Annotated in this window: 14 protein-coding genes; 8 read left to right on the top strand and 6 right to left on the bottom strand. The window is 60.2% G+C overall.

Annotated features, from left to right (window positions below):
- Positions 1 to 7: 7 nt before the first annotated feature.
- Positions 8 to 718: a VIT family protein gene (locus KUL77_RS02435; RefSeq protein ID WP_297143144.1), complete on the top strand. Its 711-nt coding sequence runs from the start codon at positions 8 to 10 to the stop codon at positions 716 to 718.
- Positions 719 to 760: 42 nt separating this feature from the next.
- A complete protein-coding gene (gene rmuC, locus KUL77_RS02430) occupies positions 761 to 2,092 on the top strand; it encodes a DNA recombination protein RmuC (protein WP_297143141.1) in 1,332 nt (443 codons plus the stop codon).
- A gap of 11 nt (positions 2,093 to 2,103) precedes the next feature.
- Here the strand turns inward: rmuC and KUL77_RS02425 are convergent, their stop codons facing one another.
- The 5 genes from KUL77_RS02425 to KUL77_RS02405 are packed head-to-tail and all read right to left on the bottom strand — an operon-like array spanning position 2,104 to position 5,820.
- Entirely contained in the window at positions 2,104 to 3,084 is a 981-nt protein-coding gene (locus KUL77_RS02425) for a VacJ family lipoprotein (protein ID WP_297143138.1), read from the bottom strand.
- A gap of 32 nt (positions 3,085 to 3,116) precedes the next feature.
- Positions 3,117 to 3,758, bottom strand: a complete 642-nt coding sequence (locus tag KUL77_RS02420; protein WP_297143136.1) for an ABC transporter substrate-binding protein — start codon at positions 3,756 to 3,758, stop codon at positions 3,117 to 3,119.
- Complete coding sequence (mlaD, locus tag KUL77_RS02415; protein WP_297143134.1) at positions 3,755 to 4,267, bottom strand: outer membrane lipid asymmetry maintenance protein MlaD; 513 nt, start codon at positions 4,265 to 4,267, stop codon at positions 3,755 to 3,757. The genes KUL77_RS02420 and mlaD overlap by 4 nt, the downstream gene beginning before the upstream one ends.
- A 12-nt stretch (positions 4,268 to 4,279) precedes the next feature.
- Positions 4,280 to 5,029 carry an MlaE family lipid ABC transporter permease subunit gene (locus tag KUL77_RS02410; RefSeq protein WP_297143131.1) on the bottom strand — a complete coding sequence of 250 codons (750 nt, stop codon included), beginning with the start codon at positions 5,027 to 5,029 and terminating at the stop codon, positions 4,280 to 4,282.
- On the bottom strand, positions 5,029 to 5,820 hold the full coding sequence (locus KUL77_RS02405; RefSeq protein WP_297143127.1) for an ATP-binding cassette domain-containing protein: 792 nt from the start codon (positions 5,818 to 5,820) through the stop codon (positions 5,029 to 5,031). Before KUL77_RS02405 ends, KUL77_RS02410 begins: the two co-directional genes overlap by 1 nt.
- A gap of 211 nt (positions 5,821 to 6,031) precedes the next feature.
- On the opposite strand from KUL77_RS02405, the gene recC reads away from it, so the two are divergent.
- The 6 genes from recC (at position 6,032) to KUL77_RS02375 (ending at position 17,736) form a co-directional block, all read left to right on the top strand.
- Positions 6,032 to 9,379 (top strand): exodeoxyribonuclease V subunit gamma, encoded by a 3,348-nt coding sequence (gene recC / locus KUL77_RS02400; RefSeq protein ID WP_297143124.1) that lies wholly within the window; start codon positions 6,032 to 6,034, stop codon positions 9,377 to 9,379.
- Positions 9,376 to 12,969, top strand: a complete 3,594-nt coding sequence (gene recB, locus KUL77_RS02395) for an exodeoxyribonuclease V subunit beta (RefSeq protein ID WP_297143122.1) — start codon at positions 9,376 to 9,378, stop codon at positions 12,967 to 12,969. The genes recC and recB overlap by 4 nt, the downstream gene beginning before the upstream one ends.
- On the top strand, positions 12,966 to 14,756 hold the full coding sequence (gene recD, locus KUL77_RS02390; RefSeq protein WP_297143120.1) for an exodeoxyribonuclease V subunit alpha: 1,791 nt from the start codon (positions 12,966 to 12,968) through the stop codon (positions 14,754 to 14,756). Before recB ends, recD begins: the two co-directional genes overlap by 4 nt.
- A gap of 53 nt (positions 14,757 to 14,809) precedes the next feature.
- The gene (locus tag KUL77_RS02385) at positions 14,810 to 15,760 is read left to right on the top strand and encodes a DNA cytosine methyltransferase (RefSeq protein WP_297143117.1); all 951 of its coding nucleotides are present in this window, start codon (positions 14,810 to 14,812) and stop codon (positions 15,758 to 15,760) included.
- Positions 15,760 to 16,623, top strand: coding sequence for an NgoMIV family type II restriction endonuclease (locus KUL77_RS02380; protein ID WP_297143115.1), 864 nt, complete (start codon positions 15,760 to 15,762; stop codon positions 16,621 to 16,623). The genes KUL77_RS02385 and KUL77_RS02380 overlap by 1 nt, the downstream gene beginning before the upstream one ends.
- 84 nt (positions 16,624 to 16,707) lie before the next feature.
- Positions 16,708 to 17,736 (top strand): AIM24 family protein, encoded by a 1,029-nt coding sequence (locus tag KUL77_RS02375; protein ID WP_297143112.1) that lies wholly within the window; start codon positions 16,708 to 16,710, stop codon positions 17,734 to 17,736.
- A gap of 1 nt (position 17,737) precedes the next feature.
- On the opposite strand, the gene KUL77_RS02370 is transcribed toward KUL77_RS02375, so the two are convergent.
- Positions 17,738 to 19,210 (bottom strand): acetyl-CoA hydrolase/transferase family protein (locus tag KUL77_RS02370; RefSeq protein ID WP_297143109.1); only part of this gene is annotated, 1,473 nt, incomplete at its 5' end.

Raw genomic sequence — 19,210 nt, 5'->3', positions numbered from 1 at the left:
GGCAACTATGGAACTTAATTATCACCACCATCACCATGAACCCCACCGCAGCCAGAACAGCGGCTGGCTGCGCGCGGCCGTGTTGGGAGCCAACGACGGCCTAATTTCAACCGGCAGCCTTATGCTGGGCATGGCCACCGCACAGGCCGCACCTGCAACGGTGCTACTCACCGGGCTGGCCGGGTTGGCGGCGGGCGCACTTTCAATGGCGGCGGGAGAATATGTATCTGTCAGCTCGCAGGCCGACGCCGAACATGCGGATATTCGGATTGAAACGCGCGCGCTGCGCGATCACCCGGAGCTTGAGCTGCAGGAGCTTACCCAAATTTACGTGCAGCGCGGTCTAACCCCAGAGCTGGCACGCGAAGTGGCGCTGCAGCTCACCGCCCACGACGACCTCGGCGCGCATCTGCGCGATGAAGTTGGCATCAGTGAGTTGCAGCGTGCGCGCCCCGTGCAAGCGGCGCTGGCGTCGGCCACGGCCTTTACCTTAGGCGCGCTTCCCCCCGTATTACTCGGCTGGCTTTGGACTGGGCCTGGGTTGGCTATGGCAATGGTGCTCGTGACCACGCTACTTTTGGTGGTGCTGGGCTATGCGGCCGAGCGCGTGGCGGGCGGTGGCGGCTTCAGGGGCGCGTGGCGTGTGCTGCTCTGGGGCAGCATGGCGCAGGCGGCTACGGCGCTGATAGGCTGGCTATTTGGAGTATCGGTGGGCTAAGCCAGTCGCAGTATTTGCGACGCGGTTCGCTACACTGGTGCGATGGACCTTCAAACACTTTTACTTGTTGTATTGCTTGCGGCCGTGCTCGCGGTACTCGCCGCGCTGCTGCTGCGCCGCCCCGAAGAGCGTATGAGCAGCGTGCTGCGCGAAGAGCAGCGTGGTGGCCGTGAAGAGCTACGCGGTCAATTGGATAGTTTCGCCTTGCAGCAAGGCCAGCGAATCGATAGTTTTGGCACGCAGCTGCAGGCCGTCGCAACACGCACCGACTCGCGCCTAGACGAACTGCGCGAAGCATTGAGCGAAGACGCGCGCAAAGCGCGCCTTGAACAAGCCGAGCAGCAGCAGCGCCAAACCGACGCATTGGGCGCGCAGCTGCGTGAACTCACCCAGCGCAATGAAGCGCGTATTGGTGAGATGCGCAACACGCTAGAACAGCAGCTTAAAGCGCTGCAAGATGATAACGCGCAAAAACTCGAGCAGATGCGCGCCACGGTCGATGAGAAGTTGCACGCCACATTAGAAACCCGGCTTACCGAAAGCTTCGGGAATGTCACCCAGATGTTGGCGCAGGTGCACCAAGGGCTGGGTGATATGAACAAACTAGCCACCGACGTCGGCGGCCTGCAGCGGCTGCTCACCAATGTGAAGTCGCGTGGTATTTTTGGTGAAGTGCAGCTGGCTGGGCTGCTGGAACAAGTATTTGCCCCCGACCAATACGCCAGCAACGTGGCGACATTACCCGGCAGCAATGAGCGCGTGGAATATGCGGTGCGCTTCCCCGGCAGTAGCGATGATGGCGTGGTATGGCTGCCGATTGACGCTAAATTCCCGCGTGAAGATTACGAACGTCTGCTCGATGCGCAAGAACGCGCCGATGCCGACGAAGCCCGTGCTGCGGGTGATGCGTTGGAGCGCCGCGTACGCGATGAGGCCAAGCGCATTCGCAGCAAATACGTGGCTCCGCCGCATACCACCGAGTTCGCCGTATTATTCCTTCCCACAGAAGGGCTCTACGCGGAAGTACTGCGCCGCCCCGGTTTATTTGAAGCACTGCAGCGCGAGCAGCGCATTACGGTGGCTGGGCCCACGACCCTGCTTGCACTGCTGACGAGCCTGCAGGTTGGGTTTCGCACGGTGGCCATTGAAAAACGCTCGGCCGAAGTCTGGCGCATTCTGGAAAAAGCCAAAACCGAGTTTGGTAAGTTTGGCGATGTGCTGGATAAGGTCAAAGACAAGCTCGACCAAGCCAGCAAGCAGATCGAACAGACCGGCGTGCGCACCCGTGCGATCGAACGCAGCCTACGCGACGTCGAAACGCTGCCCGGCAATGAATCTGCCGAGAGGCTAAGTGCACCTAGCGCGGCGGAGTGACGCTACCTAAGTTACGGCGAAGGCTGTGTGGCGGGTTCTGAAGAAGGGGCTGGTTTTTCTGGCTCAACGTCCTCTTCCAGCAAATAATCTGGCAGCACTTCGCCGCCGGTGTCGCGCTTGCTATCGGTTTCAATTAAGTAATGGCGGCGTGCCAGCCACGCATCACGCACCATCGTGTAGTCATCGGGGGCCGATTCACGCATCGACTCCAGCGGCAACACGCTGGCGCGCATATCCACCATCTTCAGCCCCCACAGCGCGGTTTTGGTTTGCTTATCGTGGACATAGGTCAGCGGAGAGAAAGCGGTATCACCCACTAGGCCAAGCGTATCGCGTAGCGTACGCGGGCCAAGGAACGGCAGTTCCAAATAGCGCGACTGCCTCCAGCCAAAGCGGGCAAACGTGCGGCCAAGGTCGGCGCTATGGCGGTGCATTTTGAGCTGCTTGGTGGCCGGGTCAAACAACCCGGCAAGCCCAATCGTTGAGTTGACTAAAAAACGGCCCAGCGTTTCAACAGACTCGCCGGGGCGTCCTTGTAGCAACAGGTTCGCAGACGCCAAGGGCGTGATGAGGTTGTCGAAAAAGTTGCTTACCCCTTGTCGCAGCGGCTTGGGCACCACGGCGACATAGGCACGCGCCACCGGGCGTGCGATGGCGCGATCAATGCCGTTATTGAACGCGTGGATCTTGCGGTTCATCGGCTCCCACGGATCTTGTGCCGCAAACGCATCACCATTTTGGTTGGCGCTGGCATGGCCGCTACTGCCGTAGATCGCATCGAAATCATCGATGGCACTTTCGTCTTGCGCTTGCGCCTGATCGTTAGCCGCAGGCGTAGGTTCGGCACCAGGTTCCGTTTCAACCTGCGGGGAAGGTGCGGCGGCTTCAACAACGGCAGGCGCCACGGCTGCGGCCTTTTGCTGCGGCACGCTGGCGCAGCCCACGCTGAGCAAAAGTGCGCTCAGAAGCAGTGCGGTAAGGAGGCGGTTCATGGGGCGCTCTGCGGTTGTCTCAGATGAAAAAATTAGCGCTTACTGCTGGTGGCAGAGGGCTGCGTGCCGTTCCGCAGGTCGGCCGCCACTTGGGCGATCGACTTCTGCCGCAGAGGCGTGTCGAATTGATTGCGGAAGGTTTGCACATACGATACGCCTTCGATCATCACGTCGAAGATTTTCCAGCCGCCGTTATTGCGCACCAGATAATCCACCGGAACAGGTGCGCCGGTGCTGCGTTGGATCTCTGTGGACACCTTGAAGCCACGGTTGCCCGGCAGCGGCATTTCCGACTTCAAGCGCAGCTGCGGTTTGCCGTCGAAATCGAGCAGCGCGGTGCTGTAGCGTTGCATCAGGTTGTCGATCAGGGCGTCAGCAAAGAGCTTGACGTCGGCATCGCTAGCACCGCGTGCGTGTACGCCAAGCACCAAACGCGCGGCGTAGAGGCTGTCGAAATTGTTGCGCAGCTCGGTATTGATATACGCACGCAGTGCGGCGGGATCTTTACGGAACTCAGCGCGGCGCTGCTGCAGCGTGCTCAAAATACGGTTGCCGTTGGTCAGCACTTGCTGGCCGGGCTTGGCTGCCGCCTGCTGCGCAGCAGCCGGTGCGGGAGCGGTCAACAGGAGCGGCGCAGACAACGCCAGCGCAAGGGAGAGTGCGAGGGATTTCATGGCGTACCTTCTTGGTGGGCCGAGTCGTGATTGGGGGAAGCGGCGGCATCGCCGGTGCCGCCACCGAACATGTATTTGCCAGCCAGTTGAATCAGGTCAACGGCGGGCTGGGTAAACGCAATTTCTTCACCGGGTTTCAAGTTCTCCGGGTCACCACCGGGCTGCAGGCCAATGTAGCTTTCGCCCAGCAAACCGCTGGTGAAAATTCCGGCGCTGGTATCGGCGGGTAGCTGGTAGCGCTTGTCGATATCAAGGGTGACGGCGGCATCAAATGTTTTGGGATCGAGTTCGATGCCGGCCACGCGGCCGACGGCCACGCCACCAATACGCACCGGTGCCTGCAGCCGCAGCTGGCCCAAGGACGTGAACTTGGCTTTCAGCGGATAGGTTGCGCCACCATTACCAAACTGGCGGTTGGTCGAGGCGAACGCAAGCACCAGCAGCGAAGCCAGTGCCAGCAGCAGGAACGCGCCCACTGCAAATTCAAGTCGGGGTCCACGAATGGCCATTGCAAAATTCCTTTAATTAAACAGCAGAGCCGACATCACAAAATTCAGCATAAGCACCAGCAGTGAGGCATTCACCACCGCACGGGTGGTGGCCACGGAGGTGCCTTCGATGGTGGGTTCGGCATTGAACCCGGCATAGGCCGCGATCAGCGCCGCAGTGCCGCCAAATACCGCCGACTTCAAAAGCGCAACGCCGAAGTCGTCCCATGCATCCACACTGTTTTGCAGGGCCGACCAGAACGTGCCGTTATCAATACCCAGCACTTTGACGGCTTCAAACCAACTGGCTGAAATCGCCAGCGAGCAGAAGAAGCCGGTGAGCAGGGGTACGCACACAATGGCCGCCCAAAACCGTGGTGCAACGGCCTTGGCGATGGGGTCGATCGCCATCAGTTCGAGCGCTTTGATCTGATCGGTGGCGCGCATCAGCCCCAGTTCGGCCGAGATCGAGCTACCGGCGCGGCCAATAAAGAGGAGTGCGGTGAGCACTGGGCCAAGTTCGCGATAGAGCGATAACCCAAGCAGGGTGGAAAGCGCGTCGGAGGCGCCGAACGTGGTCAGTGTGCGGTAGCCCTGCAAGGTGAGCACTAGGCCAACAAACGCACCGCCCACCACGATAATCGGCAGCGAACGCGCGCCGATTTTATAAATTTCTTTGGTGAGTTCGGCGAAGAAATCGAGTGTCGGTTTGGATGAGCGCAGCACCGAAAGGGCAAACAGCCCGGCGCGTCCCAGCGCTTGAAGATTGGCGGCGATAGGCATTATGCGGCGCTCCGTGCAGCGTGTTGGCCTTCAAACCCTAATGGGCCGTCTGGCTCGCCGCGCAAGAACTGGCGCAGCAGTGGGTCTTCGCTTGCTTCTAACTGCGTGGGCGCGCCTTCAAACGCAATGCCGCCCTGTGCGATCACCACCACCTGGTCGCAGACCGGCAGGGTTTCGCGCACATGGTGGCTTACCACGATGCAGGTAAGCCCCAGCGACTGATTCAGCTCACGCAGCAGGCGCATGATGACGCCCGATGCAATGGGATCAAGACCGGTGAGCGGCTCATCGCACAGCAGCAGCGGCGGGTCCAGTGCAATGGCGCGCGCCAATGCTGCGCGTCTGGCCATGCCGCCGGAGAGCTGGCGGGGATACAGATCGGCCGCATCGGATAGCCCCACCGCCGCCAATTTGGCCTGTACACGCGCCTGAATGTCGGCGGCGCTGAGTTTGGAATGCGCGTGCAGCGGTAGCGCCACATTTTCGGCTACGGTCAGGTCGGTAAGCAGGCCATTGCCCTGCAGTAGCACGCCGAGCTTCTTGCGCATCTCCAGCAGGCCGCGTGTGCTGGTGGGCACGGTTTGCCCAAACACATCCACGCGCCCAGACGCAGGCACCAGCTCGCCGGTAATAGCGGCCAGCAGGGTGGATTTACCCGTACCCGACGGCCCCAGCACGGCGGTCATGCTGCCTTGTGGGATCGTGAGATCCAAATTATGCAAAATCGTGCGCCCGCTGCGAACAATGCGGACAGACGACATACACACAGCGGCGGCGTGAGGAGCGGTCATAGGGAAATCGACAAGAGTCTTTAAATAGGGCGTTACGAAGTGTCAGGCAGGTTAAGCATGCGTAAAACCGGCTGAACCGCAGCGAAGTGAATAAACTCGCGGGTGCAGTAATTATCCCGCATCTGCAGAAAAAATGCAGACGCGCGCACCGTGTGCGGTGGAATGCTGCGTCTCACCCTGTGCGACGCGCATGCGGCACAATCACGCGGACATGAGCACGCACTCCGACTTTCGCCTCTACCAATCCAACGCCCTCGATCTGCTGGCTGAGCTGTTGGCTGAGGCGCTGCGCCAGCCCGTTGAGGGCCGCCCACTACTGGAGCCGGACACCATTTTGATCCCGCAGGTGGCGATGCGGCGCTGGCTGCAGGCGACGTTGGCGAAAAAATACGGGGTTGCGGCGAACCTGAAATTTCTCACCCCAGGTGAATTCGTCACCCAAGCGCTTGAGGCCAATTTGGGCAAAAGTGCCGATGATCTTGCGGTGGAAGGGCTGCACTGGCGGCTTTATGAAGCCTTGGGCGATACCGCGCTGCTGGCCCAACCGGCGCTGGCGGCGATGGCCCATTATCTTGAAGGCGGCGACCCCGTGCGGCGCTGGGCGCTGGCCGGTGAGCTGGCCAATATCTTCAATAAGTATTCGGCGTGGCGGCGCGACTGGCTGCTGCGCTGGGATGGCGGTGCCGATCCGGAAGACCCGCAGGCGATCTTGTGGCGCGCCGTCAGTGCAGGCACCTCGCATCGAGCCAAGCGCATTGGCGACTACCTTGCGCGCTATGCCAAGGGCGATGCACTGCCGCAGGGGCTGCCCAAACGGCTTTTTGTATTCGCCACACTCAATATATCACCCGACGTGCTGCGCGTGCTGGCAACCCAAGCGCGGGTGGGCACCCTGCATTTTTACCTACCCTCGCCCGCACGCAGCTATTGGGGTGACCTACAGACGCGCCGCGCCGATGCGGAGGAAGAAAACCCACTGCTGCGTGACTGGGGCGCGGCAGGAAAGGACTTCATGGCGCTGCTTGGCGGTTATGAGGTCGTGCATCCATCCGGCGAAATCGAGAGTTTCGCGGATCCCGCCGAAACGCAGGATGGTTTCGCGGGTAGCCTGCTGCGTCAGCTGCAGTCCGACCTGTTTCATCGCCGCCCAAGCCCGACACAGCACCGAGCGGAGGTGGACAAAACCGATCCCAGCCTGCAGTTCCACGCCTGCCATACCCGCCTGCGCGAACTGCAGGTGCTGCACGACCGCCTGCGCGCCATGCTCGATCCACAGTCGGAGGAAGGGCGGCGCTTTGACCCACCGCTGCAGCCACGCGAGATCGCGGTGCTGGCCCCTGACATCGACCAATACGCGCCGTATTTGGATGCCGTATTCGGTGGCAGCGAAGGGGAAATGCGCATCCCCTATGCCTTGGCCGACGCCAGCCCATTGCACGACGAGCCATTAGCAGCGGTGTTTCTGCGCCTGCTGGCGCTACCAGTGGCGCGCTTTGGGTTAAATGAAATACTCGACCTGCTGGCCAGCCCGGCCTTGGCCGAAGCCGCAGGCCTAGAAGAAGCCGACTTCACCCGGCTGCACACATGGCTGCATGCGGCAGGCGCTCGCTGGGGGCTGGACGCCGCGCACCGAGCGCGCAGTGGTGCGCCAGCGGATGCAGCGTTTACTTGGCAATTTGCGCTGGATCGGCTGCTGCTGGGAATGGCCAGCGGCAGCGAAGAGGCGCTTGAGATGGGAAGCGGCACGGTGGTTGCGCCTTGGCCGCAGCTGGAAGGCAGCGCGTTGAACGCGCTCGACCGTCTGCTGTCTTTGCTGCGCGAACTTGCCCGCCACGAGCAGCTACTACGCGAAACACTTACCCCAGTGCGCTGGCGCGAGCGCCTGCTTGGTCTGCTCGATGCACTGCTGCCGCAGTCACCAAGTAATGCCGCTGCGCAGCGGGCGCTGGAGCGGCTGCGCACACTGATCGACGATTTTGCGCAGCAGGCCGCGCAGGCGGGGGTCGCCGTGTCGTTGCCGATCGACGTTATACGCACGCACTTTTCCAGCGTGCTGGGTGAAGCCGACACCCGTGCGCCGCTGCTCACCGGCGGTGTCAGTTTTGCCCGCATGGTGCCGATGCGGCTGCTGCCGTTCCGCGTCATTTGTCTGTTGGGAATGAATGATGGCGAGTTTCCGCGCCGCGACCCCGCCGCCGGGCTGAATCGTCTCACCGCAGAATTAGGCACGACGCAGCGCCGCATCGGTGACCGCAGCACCCGTGACGACGATCGTTTTTTATTCCTGCAGTTGCTGTCATCCGCGCATGACGTGTTCTATCTCAGCTGGCTAGGCGCACACCCGCGCGATGGCAGCGTGCGCGAGCCGTCGGCCTTGGTGTCGGAGCTATTAGCCAGCGTGGATACCTACCATCAATGCAGCGTGGCGCAAGACATGGTGCTTACCCACCCGCTGCAACCGTTTTCTAAAACCATGTTTGGCGATGGCCAAGACCCACGCCGTTTCAGCTATCGCGCCGCGTGGCAGGCCGCAGCGCGGCAACAAGCAGAAGCACGCCAACGGCTCGCGCCGTGGATGCCGCTGCACACCACATTACCTACACAGCCACCAACGGAAGAGCCCACGCTAACGCTCGACACGCTGCAGCGCTTCTTTAAATCACCAAGCGAAGCATTTTTGCGCCAGCGCCTAGGGCTGAGGTTGAGTGACATTAACGCAGAGGGTGAAGACATCGAACTTCTTGCAGGCACGGGTAGTGGTTTAGACCACCATGATCTGCAGAAGCATGTGCTGAATGCCCTTGTGGCAGGGGAAGACCAGCACCAGCTGCTGCGCCAACTACGCGCGCGCGCCATGCTGCCTTCCGGCCCGGTGGGGCTGCGCGCGCTGGAGCAGGAAATTGACAAGGTCACGCCTTATGCCAAGGCATTTGCCACATGGTGCGGTGCGGCACAGGCGGACACGCTGGCGCTTGAGCTAGAGATCGACGGACTGCAGCTGCGCGGCGTGCTGAAAGAGGTGTATCCGCAAGGGATCGCCCGCCTGCGCTGCGGCGAGCCGAACGGGCCATCGGTACTGCGCAACGGGCTGGACTGGCTGCTTGCCAGCGCCGCAGAGTGCGCGCTGCCGTTTTTTGAATTTCATGACCACAAAGAACAGGGTGCAGGCCCGCACCCGCGGCCTTATGTCGAAAAAGCACAGGCGATAGAGGCTCTGCGTGCGCTGCTTGCCCTACGCAAAGAGGGCCTGCAGCAGCCGTTGCCGTTTGCACCGTACAGCGGCTGGTTGTTGTACCACCAACGCGATGACATTAAAAAGGGATTGAGCGCCGCCGCCAAGAAATGGCGAGGAAATGAGTGGAGTTTTGCGGAAGGCAAGAACGAAGCCCTGCAGCTAGCACTGCGCGGGCTCGATATCTTTAGCGACGTAGCAATCACCTCCGAGTTTGCGCGTGTTAGCGGGGTGATTTTTGGCGCGGTAAAAGACGCGAAGCCCGCTGCGATTGATATCGATGCGAGTAGCTTGCCAGAACGCGAAGACACGGAGGACGCCGCATGAGTGAGCGTCCACCGTTTCTTGATGTGCCGCTTAATGGCGTACAACTAATTGAAGCCAGTGCAGGCACCGGCAAAACCTTCACCCTTGCCACGCTGGTGCTACGGCTGGTGGTGGAACGGCAGCTGCGCATTGGTCAAATACTTACCGTTACCTTTACCGACGCGGCGACACAAGAATTGCGTAAGCGTATTCGTGAGCGCCTACAGCTCGCTTGTGCGGTTATGGGGGCAAAAGCGCATGAGGATGATTCGGCCGAGCTTAGCCTGTGTCGGGAAGTGATTGACACCTATCTCGAAACAGGAACAGAAACCAAAGACGCTCTGCAGCGCAGGCTGCGGCAGGCGGTACTAGAAACCGATCTTGCCGCGATCTTCACCATCCACGGTTTCTGCACGCGCGTTCTGCGCGAACACGCACTAGAAGCCGGCGCCGGGTTTGAAGCGAACGAACTGCTCACCAATACCCACGCACTCTACGCACAACTGGCCGCAGATCTGTGGCGCACCTATGCACAACACGAGGAGTCAGCCGACGATTTACTCAAACTGTGGAATGCACCCGATGCGCTCGCAAAAGACCTGCGGCTGCTTTGCTCACCGGTGCCACTGTTGCCGCCAGCGGCAGAGACGGCATGCGAAAGCGCGCAGCGTGCTCTGCAAAAAGCAGCCAAAGAACTCAAGGCGCAGTGGTCTGCACATGGAGAGGTGTTTTTTAGCGAGCTAAAAGCAGCGGTTGAGAGTAAACGTCTCAACGGTAATAGCTACAGGCTTGATTGGTTAGAAGACCTACGCGGTTGGCTAGAGGCATTTGCGCAACAGGGTGAAACCGCCAGCACATCCACACATGAAAAGCTCGTCAAACTCACGGCAGTGGCGCTGGAGAAAGGAACGAATTCAAAGTTCAAGAACAACGTACCAACGTCGCCCATCACCCATGAAATAGAAAACTATCTGCACGCATGGAGCGTCTTGGATGCTGCGCAAGCGCAGCGGCAGGCCAACCTTCTGCACACCCTGCGCGACGCGGTACGAACGCGACTAACGCAGCTTAAACAGCAGCAAACGGTCTTTACCTTTGATGACCTAATTGATGGGGTGGCCGTAGCGCTTTCCAACACGCGTGGTGCGGAAGCAGAGGCGCTGATGCGAAGCCTGCGCGAGCAATATGCCATTGCGCTGGTGGATGAGTTCCAAGACACCGATGCGCGGCAGTGGGATATTTTTGAACGCGTCTTTGGCCGTGCGAGCGGCGCGCCCGCACTGTTCCTTATCGGTGACCCCAAGCAAGCGATTTATAGCTTCCGCGGCGGTGATGTGCAGACCTATCTTGCGGCGGCCAAAAAGGCGGATAAAGCACCCGAGCTGCGGCAAAACTTTCGTTCGCGCCCTGCTGTACTGAAGGCGATCGCAGCGCTGTATCAACATGCAGAGAACCCCTTTGTTGATGCCGATATCAACTTTATTGAAGTAGAGTCAGGCGGCAAACGTGGCGACGCATCTTATTTGCGCAACGGCGAACCGGCCGCGGCGATGACCCTGTGGAAGGCGGTTACAGGGGAGGTTGATAAACATGGCGCGCCAACAAGCTACAACGCAGCAGACTCGCGCATGCAAGCCACTGCCGCCTGTGCAGAGGCGATCCATGCGGTGTTACGTGATGCGCGCGAACAACGGGCGTTAATCGAAGGTAGGCCTGTCCGACCTGGGGATATCGCAGTGCTGGTGCGCACACATAGCGAAGCCCTGCTGATTCAGCAAGCACTTGCGCAACGCGGTATTGCGGCGGTGGCGGCGGGCAAGCAAAGTTTGTTTGCAACGCAGGAGGCGCGTGAGCTGCACCAGCTCCTACAGGCCGTGCTGAATGTGGGCGACGATATGCGCCTGCGCGGCGCGCTGGCCAGTGTCTTGCTGGGGCTAGATGCACAGGCGATCGCCGCGCTCGATACCGAAGGCGCCGCACTGCATGCATGGCAGCAACAGCTGATGCATTGGCGCGAGCGTCTGCAGCGCGGAGGGCCACTGGCTTTAATCGGTGCGCTGTGCGCGCAGCAAGGCGAGCGACTGCTTGGCCTGCAAGACGGTGAGCGACGCCTTTCCAACTATCTGCAGCTGGCGGAAGCGCTGCAGGAAGCGCAGTCCATCGCGCTGGGCTTACACGGGCTGGTGGATTGGTTAGAGCAAGCCATTAGCAGCGCAGACCGTGATGATGAGGCCCAACTCCTGCGCCTAGAGTCGGATGCGCATCGCGTGCAAATCGTGACATTGCATAAAAGCAAAGGTTTGGAATATCCACTGGTCTATTTGCCGTTTGTGGGGATCAGTGGCAAAGCACCTACCCCAAAACGGAACTGTGAAGTACACGATCACGCGCGTGGGCGTCGCCTGCATTGGAAGATTGAGATTCCTGAGGCGCAGTGGGAAACCGCTAAAGATGCATGGGTTTTGCAACAGCAGGCCGAAGATGCGCGCCTACTTTATGTGGGTCTCACCCGCGCGCGGCATGCGTTGTGGCTGGCTTATGGTGATTTCAGCGGGTACTCAAGAACGGCGTTGGCGCGGCTATTAGGCACGCAAAAAGGGTGGGCGCAAAACGAAGCCATCGTAATCGACACCGCTGCTGTGGAGAACGGCGCCGCATGGCTGCCGCCGGAGGCCGAAGCCGAACCACCACCTGCGCGGCATAGTGCGCACCAGCCGCGTAGCGATTGGTGGGTATATAGCTTCAGCCAATTAGCCAGCTCCGACACCGGAGGCGTAGCGCTATCGCGTAGCGTCGCTACGGTTCCGGCCAGTGGTGGGCGAGACGAAACAGAAGGCACGCAAGAGGTTGAAACAGCGACCGATCCACGCTTTTCTGGTAATCGCTTTGGTGTAGCACTGCATGCGGCTTTCGAAAATACGGATTTTGCCAGCTGGCAGGCATGGCATACAGGCGATGCGCCATCGCTTGCGCAGCGCGAGGTCATTACCGCTGCACTGCGTAGCGAAGGCTATGCCAGTGAACTTATTGATGATGGCGTGGCGCTATGTACGCAACTGATAGGGCATACCCTTACTGCAGCACTGCCGGAAGGTACGCGTCTGTGTGATCTGGAGCCGGGCGAATATCGTGCTGAAATCGAGTTTCAATTCACACTGCAGCCCACACGCGTAGAGGCCTTGCTGCAGCTGCTGCATGCCCACGGCATAGTGAGCGAACGCGATCGCTTTGGCCTGCGCACGCAGCTAGAAGGGCTAATGACAGGGCTTATCGATCTCACCTATTTCCACGCCGGTAAGTGGTACGTGCTCGACTACAAATCCAACCGCCTCCCCGCCTATGACGCCGCTGCGATGCAGGCCGCAATGGCGCATAGTGAATATGACCTGCAGGCACTGATCTACACCCTCGCCTTGCACCGCTGGCTGTGCTTCCGGCTGGGCGAAGGCTATGACTACGCGCGTGACTTCGGCGGCATTCGCTACCTGTTCTGCCGCGGCATCGACGCGGGCGCGGGTAACAGCCACGGCATTCACGCGCAGTGCTTTGCGCCAGATCTTATTCATGCACTTGATGCACTGTTTGGCACAGGCGAAGGAGCACCTCTATGAGCCTGTTGCGCGGCTTGCAACAACAGGGCGCATTGCGCCCACTCGACGTGGCGCTCACGCAAAGCTTGAAACGGCTTGACGACACTGCCTCCGATGCCGTGCTCGCAGCGGCGGCACTGGCCTCACTAGCGGTTTCACAAGGCCACGCCGGTTTTGATCTGGCGCAGCCGCAAATGCTGGTTGAGGCGGCGCTCGCTTGGCCGGGCGCGCAGGCTTGGGCACAGGAACTGGCCAGTTCGCCACTTGTCGTCACACCCTTAGAAAACAGCACAAGCCTGCCCGCGCCATTGGTGTTGGAAAAAGGCCTGCTCTATCTGCGCCGCTATCGGGAATACGAATACCGTCTCGCACAGAGGTTGCGTCAGTTGGCCTCAGCGCTGCCCGAGCAAGAGGCTGGGGCCGTTGCAGGGCTATTTGCACAGCTCTTTCCTAATGCGCAACACGGTGATCTGCAGGCCTGTGCGGCCGAGCTCGCACTGCGCAAAACGCTGTTATTGCTTACCGGCGGCCCCGGTACCGGCAAGACCACCACGATTGCCAAGCTCCTCGTGCTGCGCATCGCACAAGCGGTGCACGCGAAAGCGGCGCCACTGCGCATCGCACTGGCCGCACCCACCGGCCGCGCTGCCGATCGTATGGCAGAAAGCCTGCAGCGTGCGGCTTTGCAGATGGCAGAACAAGGGGTTGATAGCAGCGTATTGGCTCAGCTTCCGGAGCGCGCTAGCACCTTGCACCGGCTGCTGGGCGTCATCCCCGATACGCCGCAGTTTCGCCATCACGCCAGCAATCCGCTGCCGTTCGACATCATCGTGGTAGATGAGGCTTCGATGGTCGATCTTCCATTAATGAGCAAGCTCACCGAAGCGGTGGCGGAAGGATGTCAGCTGATACTGCTTGGCGATGCCGATCAATTGCCTTCGGTGGAGGCGGGTGATGTGCTGGCGGCCATTCTTGCCGCAGAAAGCAACGATACATGCCCGCTGCATGGCCATCGCGTGCAGCTGCAGCACAGTTGGCGGCAGGGAGAGTCACTGCAGCTGGCACCGCTAGCGGAAGCAGTGCGTCAGGGTGATAGCGCTACCGCGTTGGCACTGCTACGCAGTGATGAGTTAGCGGGCGTATATTTCCACGAAGAAGCCAATGATCCGCTGTTGGCGTATCCGCAATTATTGGAGCATTGGCGTGCGCTGGCCACGTTCGATGATCCGCGGACAGCCCTGCGCGAAACCAACCGGATGCGCCTGCTTACCGCGTTGCGTGAAGGCCCGCAGGGTAGCCGCAATCTCAATGCACGCATCGAAGCGAAGCTATCCGGTGCGCGTCTTGGCAGCGCGCCTGCATGGTTCCCCGGGCGGCTGCTCTTGGTTGTTGAAAACAGCTATCGCCACGGCCTGTTCAATGGTGATGTGGGCATCTGCCTACCCGATGCCACGGGCGCGCCCTGCGTTTGGTTTAGTGGTGGCGAAGACGGCGTGCGCCGCTTTCATCCGGCGGCATTGCCCGCGCATGAATCCGCATTTGCAATGACTGTGCACAAAGCGCAGGGCAGCGAGTTCGATGAAGTCTATCTGCAGCTTCCGCAGCAAGACGCCCGCGTGCTGTCGCGAGAATTGCTCTACACCGGCATCACCCGCGCCCGCCGTGGCCTGCATCTGGCCGCCAATGCCGATGTTCTCACCACCGCGCTGATGCGCCACGCTAGCCGTGTGTCGGGGGTGGCGTGGCGGTTGGCTGCGGAGATGCACTTCGGCCGAACGGAAACACTAGAATATCGGCACGAGATGTAGGTGCGTTATTAGTTGATTATGCAATCCAAAAACCATTGTGTGGAATTTTGTCCATGTTGAGTTCGCTTGAAATGTGTGCTGGCGCCGGTGGGCAAGGGCTTGGCTTGGAAATGGCGGGCTTCAATCACGCTGTATTGGTAGAACTAGAGGCTGCGGCGTGTGCCACATTGCGCCTCAATCGCCCGGCGTGGAACGTGGTGGAGGGTGATTTACGTCATTTCAACGGACGGCCATATAAAGGCATTGATCTCGTGGCCGGAGGCGTTCCATGTCCACCCTTTTCCAAGGCTGGCAAACAGCTTGGAGAAAATGATGAGCGTGATTTGTTCCCGGAAGCAATTCGTCTTGTAGATGAGTGCCGCCCTCAAGCCGTCATGCTGGAAAATGTGCGGGGCTTGCTGGATGCGGTATTTGATGACTATCGAAACAAGGTTGAGAAGCAACTCAAAAAGATGGGCTATGTACCGGGATGGAAGCTGCTTAATGCCTCAGATTATGGTGTTTCCCAGCTGCGTCCGCGGGTAGTGTTTGTGGGGATTCGCAAAGAGCTAGCTGCGGGTTTTTCGTGGCCGGAGGCACTTAAGACAGAGCCACTCACTGTAGGGGATCTGTTGCATGATTTGATGAAAGTCAATGATTGGAGGGGGGTGGATCGCTGGCGCGAGGGGGCCAATGCGATTGCACCTACCCTTGTCGGGGGCTCAAAAAAACATGGTGGCCCGGATTTGGGGCCAACGCGTGCCAAGCGAGCATGGGCAGCGTTAGGAGTAGATGGGATGGGCCTGTGGGATGAAGCACCACCGCGGGATTTTGTTGGTATGCCGCGCCTAACGCCGCGCATGACAGCACGGATTCAGGGTTTTCCTGATGCATGGCAATTTTCAGGTCGAAAAACAGCTGTCTATCGCCAGATTGGTAACGCATTCCCACCGCCGGTTGCTGCAGCTGTAGCTCGACAGATCTTTGCTGCGTTATCAACAAAACGTATTTTCAAGGCGGCCTGATGATCAACTCTTCAGCATTCTTAGCAGCACGCAGGGCGTTCCATACATCGTTATTGGATTCAACCTTGACGGTCAGTAGCACCGGTGTTGTAAGTAACGCCGATGGTAGCAATACGGCGAGCAAGGCGATTGCAAAAGAAATTGCAGAGCAACTCAAAGCAGAAACGGTAGGTGAACGGATCGCGGGACAGACATCGGGCAATCAGTTCGAAAGTATCTGCGCTGATTTTGTGCGAGAAACATTTCTCAAGCTTGGGCATCTTCGCCCCGGTAAGTGGGATGTGCATCAAGTGACTGGAAGAAACAGGCTTGAGATCGCACGTTACGAGCAGTACGCGCATTTGGTGGCCTTGGATCGTGCGGCTAAAGGTGATGCTGAGCTTGCTGCGGCGCTGGGCAGCGACTACACAATCACACCTGATATCGTGGTTGCACGTGAGCCCGAAAGTGACGACGAAATCAATGCTGCTTTATGGCTGATTGATAATGACGTGGCTATGCAAGCTAGCTTGCGAAAACAAAATGGTGGGCTGCCACTGCTGCATGCGAGCATTTCATGTAAGTGGACGATCCGAAGCGATCGCGCTCAAAACGCACGCTCAGAAGCGCTCAATTTGGTGCGCAATCGGAAAGGGCGTTTGCCACATATCGCGGTTGTAACAGCAGAACCAACACCGAGCCGTTTGGCTTCCATTGCTCTAGGGACGGGGGACATCGACTGCGTCTACCACTTTGCTTTATACGAGCTACAGAAAGCGGTAGAAACGTTAGGGATGAGTGATGCCGCCGACATGCTTGCGGTGATGGTGAACGGCAAACGGCTTAAAGATATTTCTGATCTTCCACTCGATTTGGCTGTGTGAGAAATTAAAACCAAACATCTTGCGGCTGGCCATCATTCGCATATGCTTGCCTCCCCCGTCAATGACGCATGAAAGGAGTTCGCCATGAGCCAGTGGTATTTGCACAATTCTGCAACCAATACGCGTTTAGGGCCGATGGACGCAGGTGCGGCGCGTCTTGAAGCGGCGAAAAATTCTGCGTTGCTGGCGTGGAAGGAAGGCATGGGCGATTGGCTGCCGGTGCGAAATATTTCTGAACTGACGGGCGATTCGCCAAGTGAGCCGGTGGCTGGTAATCCGCCGCCGCCGCCGCGCAATGCGGGCAAAGGTCGTGCCGATGAAATCGACTTCCGTATCGTGGGCCAAGAAATGCAGTTCGTCGAAATCGAGCTGGATCCGGGCGAAAGCGCGATTGCCGAAGCGGGTGCGCTGATGTTCAAAGACGCCGCGGTGCAGATGGATACCGTGTTTGGCGACGGCTCTAAAGATGGCGCGGGCGGCGGGCTGATGGGCAAGCTGCTGGGTGCGGGCAAACGCTTGATTACCGGCGAGAGTCTGTTCACCACGGTGTTCACCCACGGCGGCAGTGGCAAGGCCAAGGTGGCCTTTGCGGCACCGTATCCGGGGACGGTGCTGGCAATGAAGCTGGATGAACACGGCGGCCAGATCATCTGCCAGAAAGACAGCTTCCTTGCTGGTGCGCGTGGGGTGTCGCTGGGCATTGCCTTCCAGCGCAAGATTCTCACCGGCTTGTTCGGCGGCGAGGGCTTCATCATGCAGAAGCTCGAGGGCGACGGCTGGGTCTTCATCCACGCCGGTGGCTGCGTGGTGGAACGTGAACTCGCGGCAGGCGAGCGGATTGATGTGGATACCGGCTGCGTGGTGGGCTATCACGCCAGCGTGAGCATGGATGTGCGCGCCGTGTCGGGTCTCAAGAGCATGTTCTTTGGTGGCGAAGGCGTGTTCCTAGCCACACTCACCGGGCCGGGTAAGGTGTGGCTGCAATCGCTGCCGTTCTCGCGTCTGGCTGGACGCATGCTGGCGGCGGCGCCGCAGGGGGGCGGCCAGAACCGCGGCGAAGGCTCGATGCTGGGCGGCATCGGCCGCCTGCTCGACGGCGACAACAACTTCTAAATTAACTGCCCCGCATCGTCCCGGTGTCCAGCCAGCGCTGGTGCCAGGCCAGCGCTTCGGTGAGCAGGTGCGGGGTGTGCTTGCCGTAGCTGTCGCGGCAGGCGCGCTTGAAATACTCCTGCAGCGCATCGCGGTAGTCCGGGTGCGCGCAGCGGGCGATCACCTGCCGCGCGCGCTGCTTGGGCGACAGCCCGCGCAGGTCGGCCAGGCCCTGCTCGGTGACGATCACCGCCACGTCGTGTTCGGTATGGTCGACGTGGCTGACCATCGGCACGATCGCCGAGATGCTGCCGCCCTTGGCGGTGGACGGGCTGAGGAAGATCGACAGGAAGCCGTTGCGGGCGAAGTCGCCGCTGCCGCCGATGCCATTCATAATGCTTGAGCCCATCACATGGGTGGAATTGATATTGCCGTACAGATCGGCTTCGATCATCCCGTTCATGCCGATACAGCCCAGCCGCCGCACCAGCTCCGGATGGTTGGAGATCTCCTGCGGACGCAGCACGATGCGCTCGCGGTAGAAGTCTAGGTGTTGGCGAAACTCCTCGTTCGCTGCCGGGCTGAGCGCAAAGCCGGTGCACGAGGCATAGCGCAGCACGCCGGACTTGAGCAGGTCGAGCATGCCGTCCTGGATGACTTCGGTATAGGCCTCCAGATCCTTGAAGCCGCTGCGGCCAAGCCCGGCCAGCACCGCATTGGGAATATTGCCCACGCCCGACTGCAGCGGCAGCAGGCTGGCTGGCAGGCGGCCGCGCGCGACTTCGTGCTGCAGGAACTCGATCAAGAGTTCCGCAATCCGCGTGCTATCGGCATCCGGCGGGTTGAACGGGCTGTTGCGGTCTGGCGCGTCGGTGAGCACCACCGCGGCGATCTTGTCGGGGTCGCAGCGCAGGGTGGTCTGGCCGATGCGCTCATCGCCACGGGTCATCGGGATCGGCAGGCGCTGCGGCGGCAGCGCGGTGCCGTAATAAATGTCGTGCATGCCCAGCATGTCCGGCGACTGCCATTGGTTCACTTCGATGATGACCTTCTTAGCAAGGTCGAGCCAGGTCTTGTTGTTGCCGATCGAGGTGGTGGGCACCAGGCTGCCGTCTTCGAGAATGGCCGAGACCTCGACCACCGCGGTGTCGATCTGGTTGTAGAAACCAAACCAGACATGCTGGGCCACGTGCGAGAGGTGGATGTCCAGATAATCCAGATGGCCGGCATTGATCCGCTTGCGCGCATTCGGGTCGCTCTGGAACGGCATCCGCATCGCCAGCGCGTCGGCCTGCGCCAGCGCGCCGTCCAGCTCGGGGGCGGTGGAGGCACCGGTCAGCAGCTTGATCTGGAAGGCCTCGCCGCGTGCGTGCGCCTGTTCGATCTGCGCCGCCAGCGCCTGCGGCACCGCTTTGGGATAGCCGGAGCCGGTGAAGCCGCTCATCGCCACGGTGTCATCGTGCCGGATCAGGGCCGCGGCCGTGGCGGCATCGAC

Source organism: Thermomonas sp. (assembly GCF_019104945.1).
Classification (GTDB): domain Bacteria; phylum Pseudomonadota; class Gammaproteobacteria; order Xanthomonadales; family Xanthomonadaceae; genus Thermomonas.
This window is presented reverse-complemented; position numbering and strand designations above follow the sequence as displayed.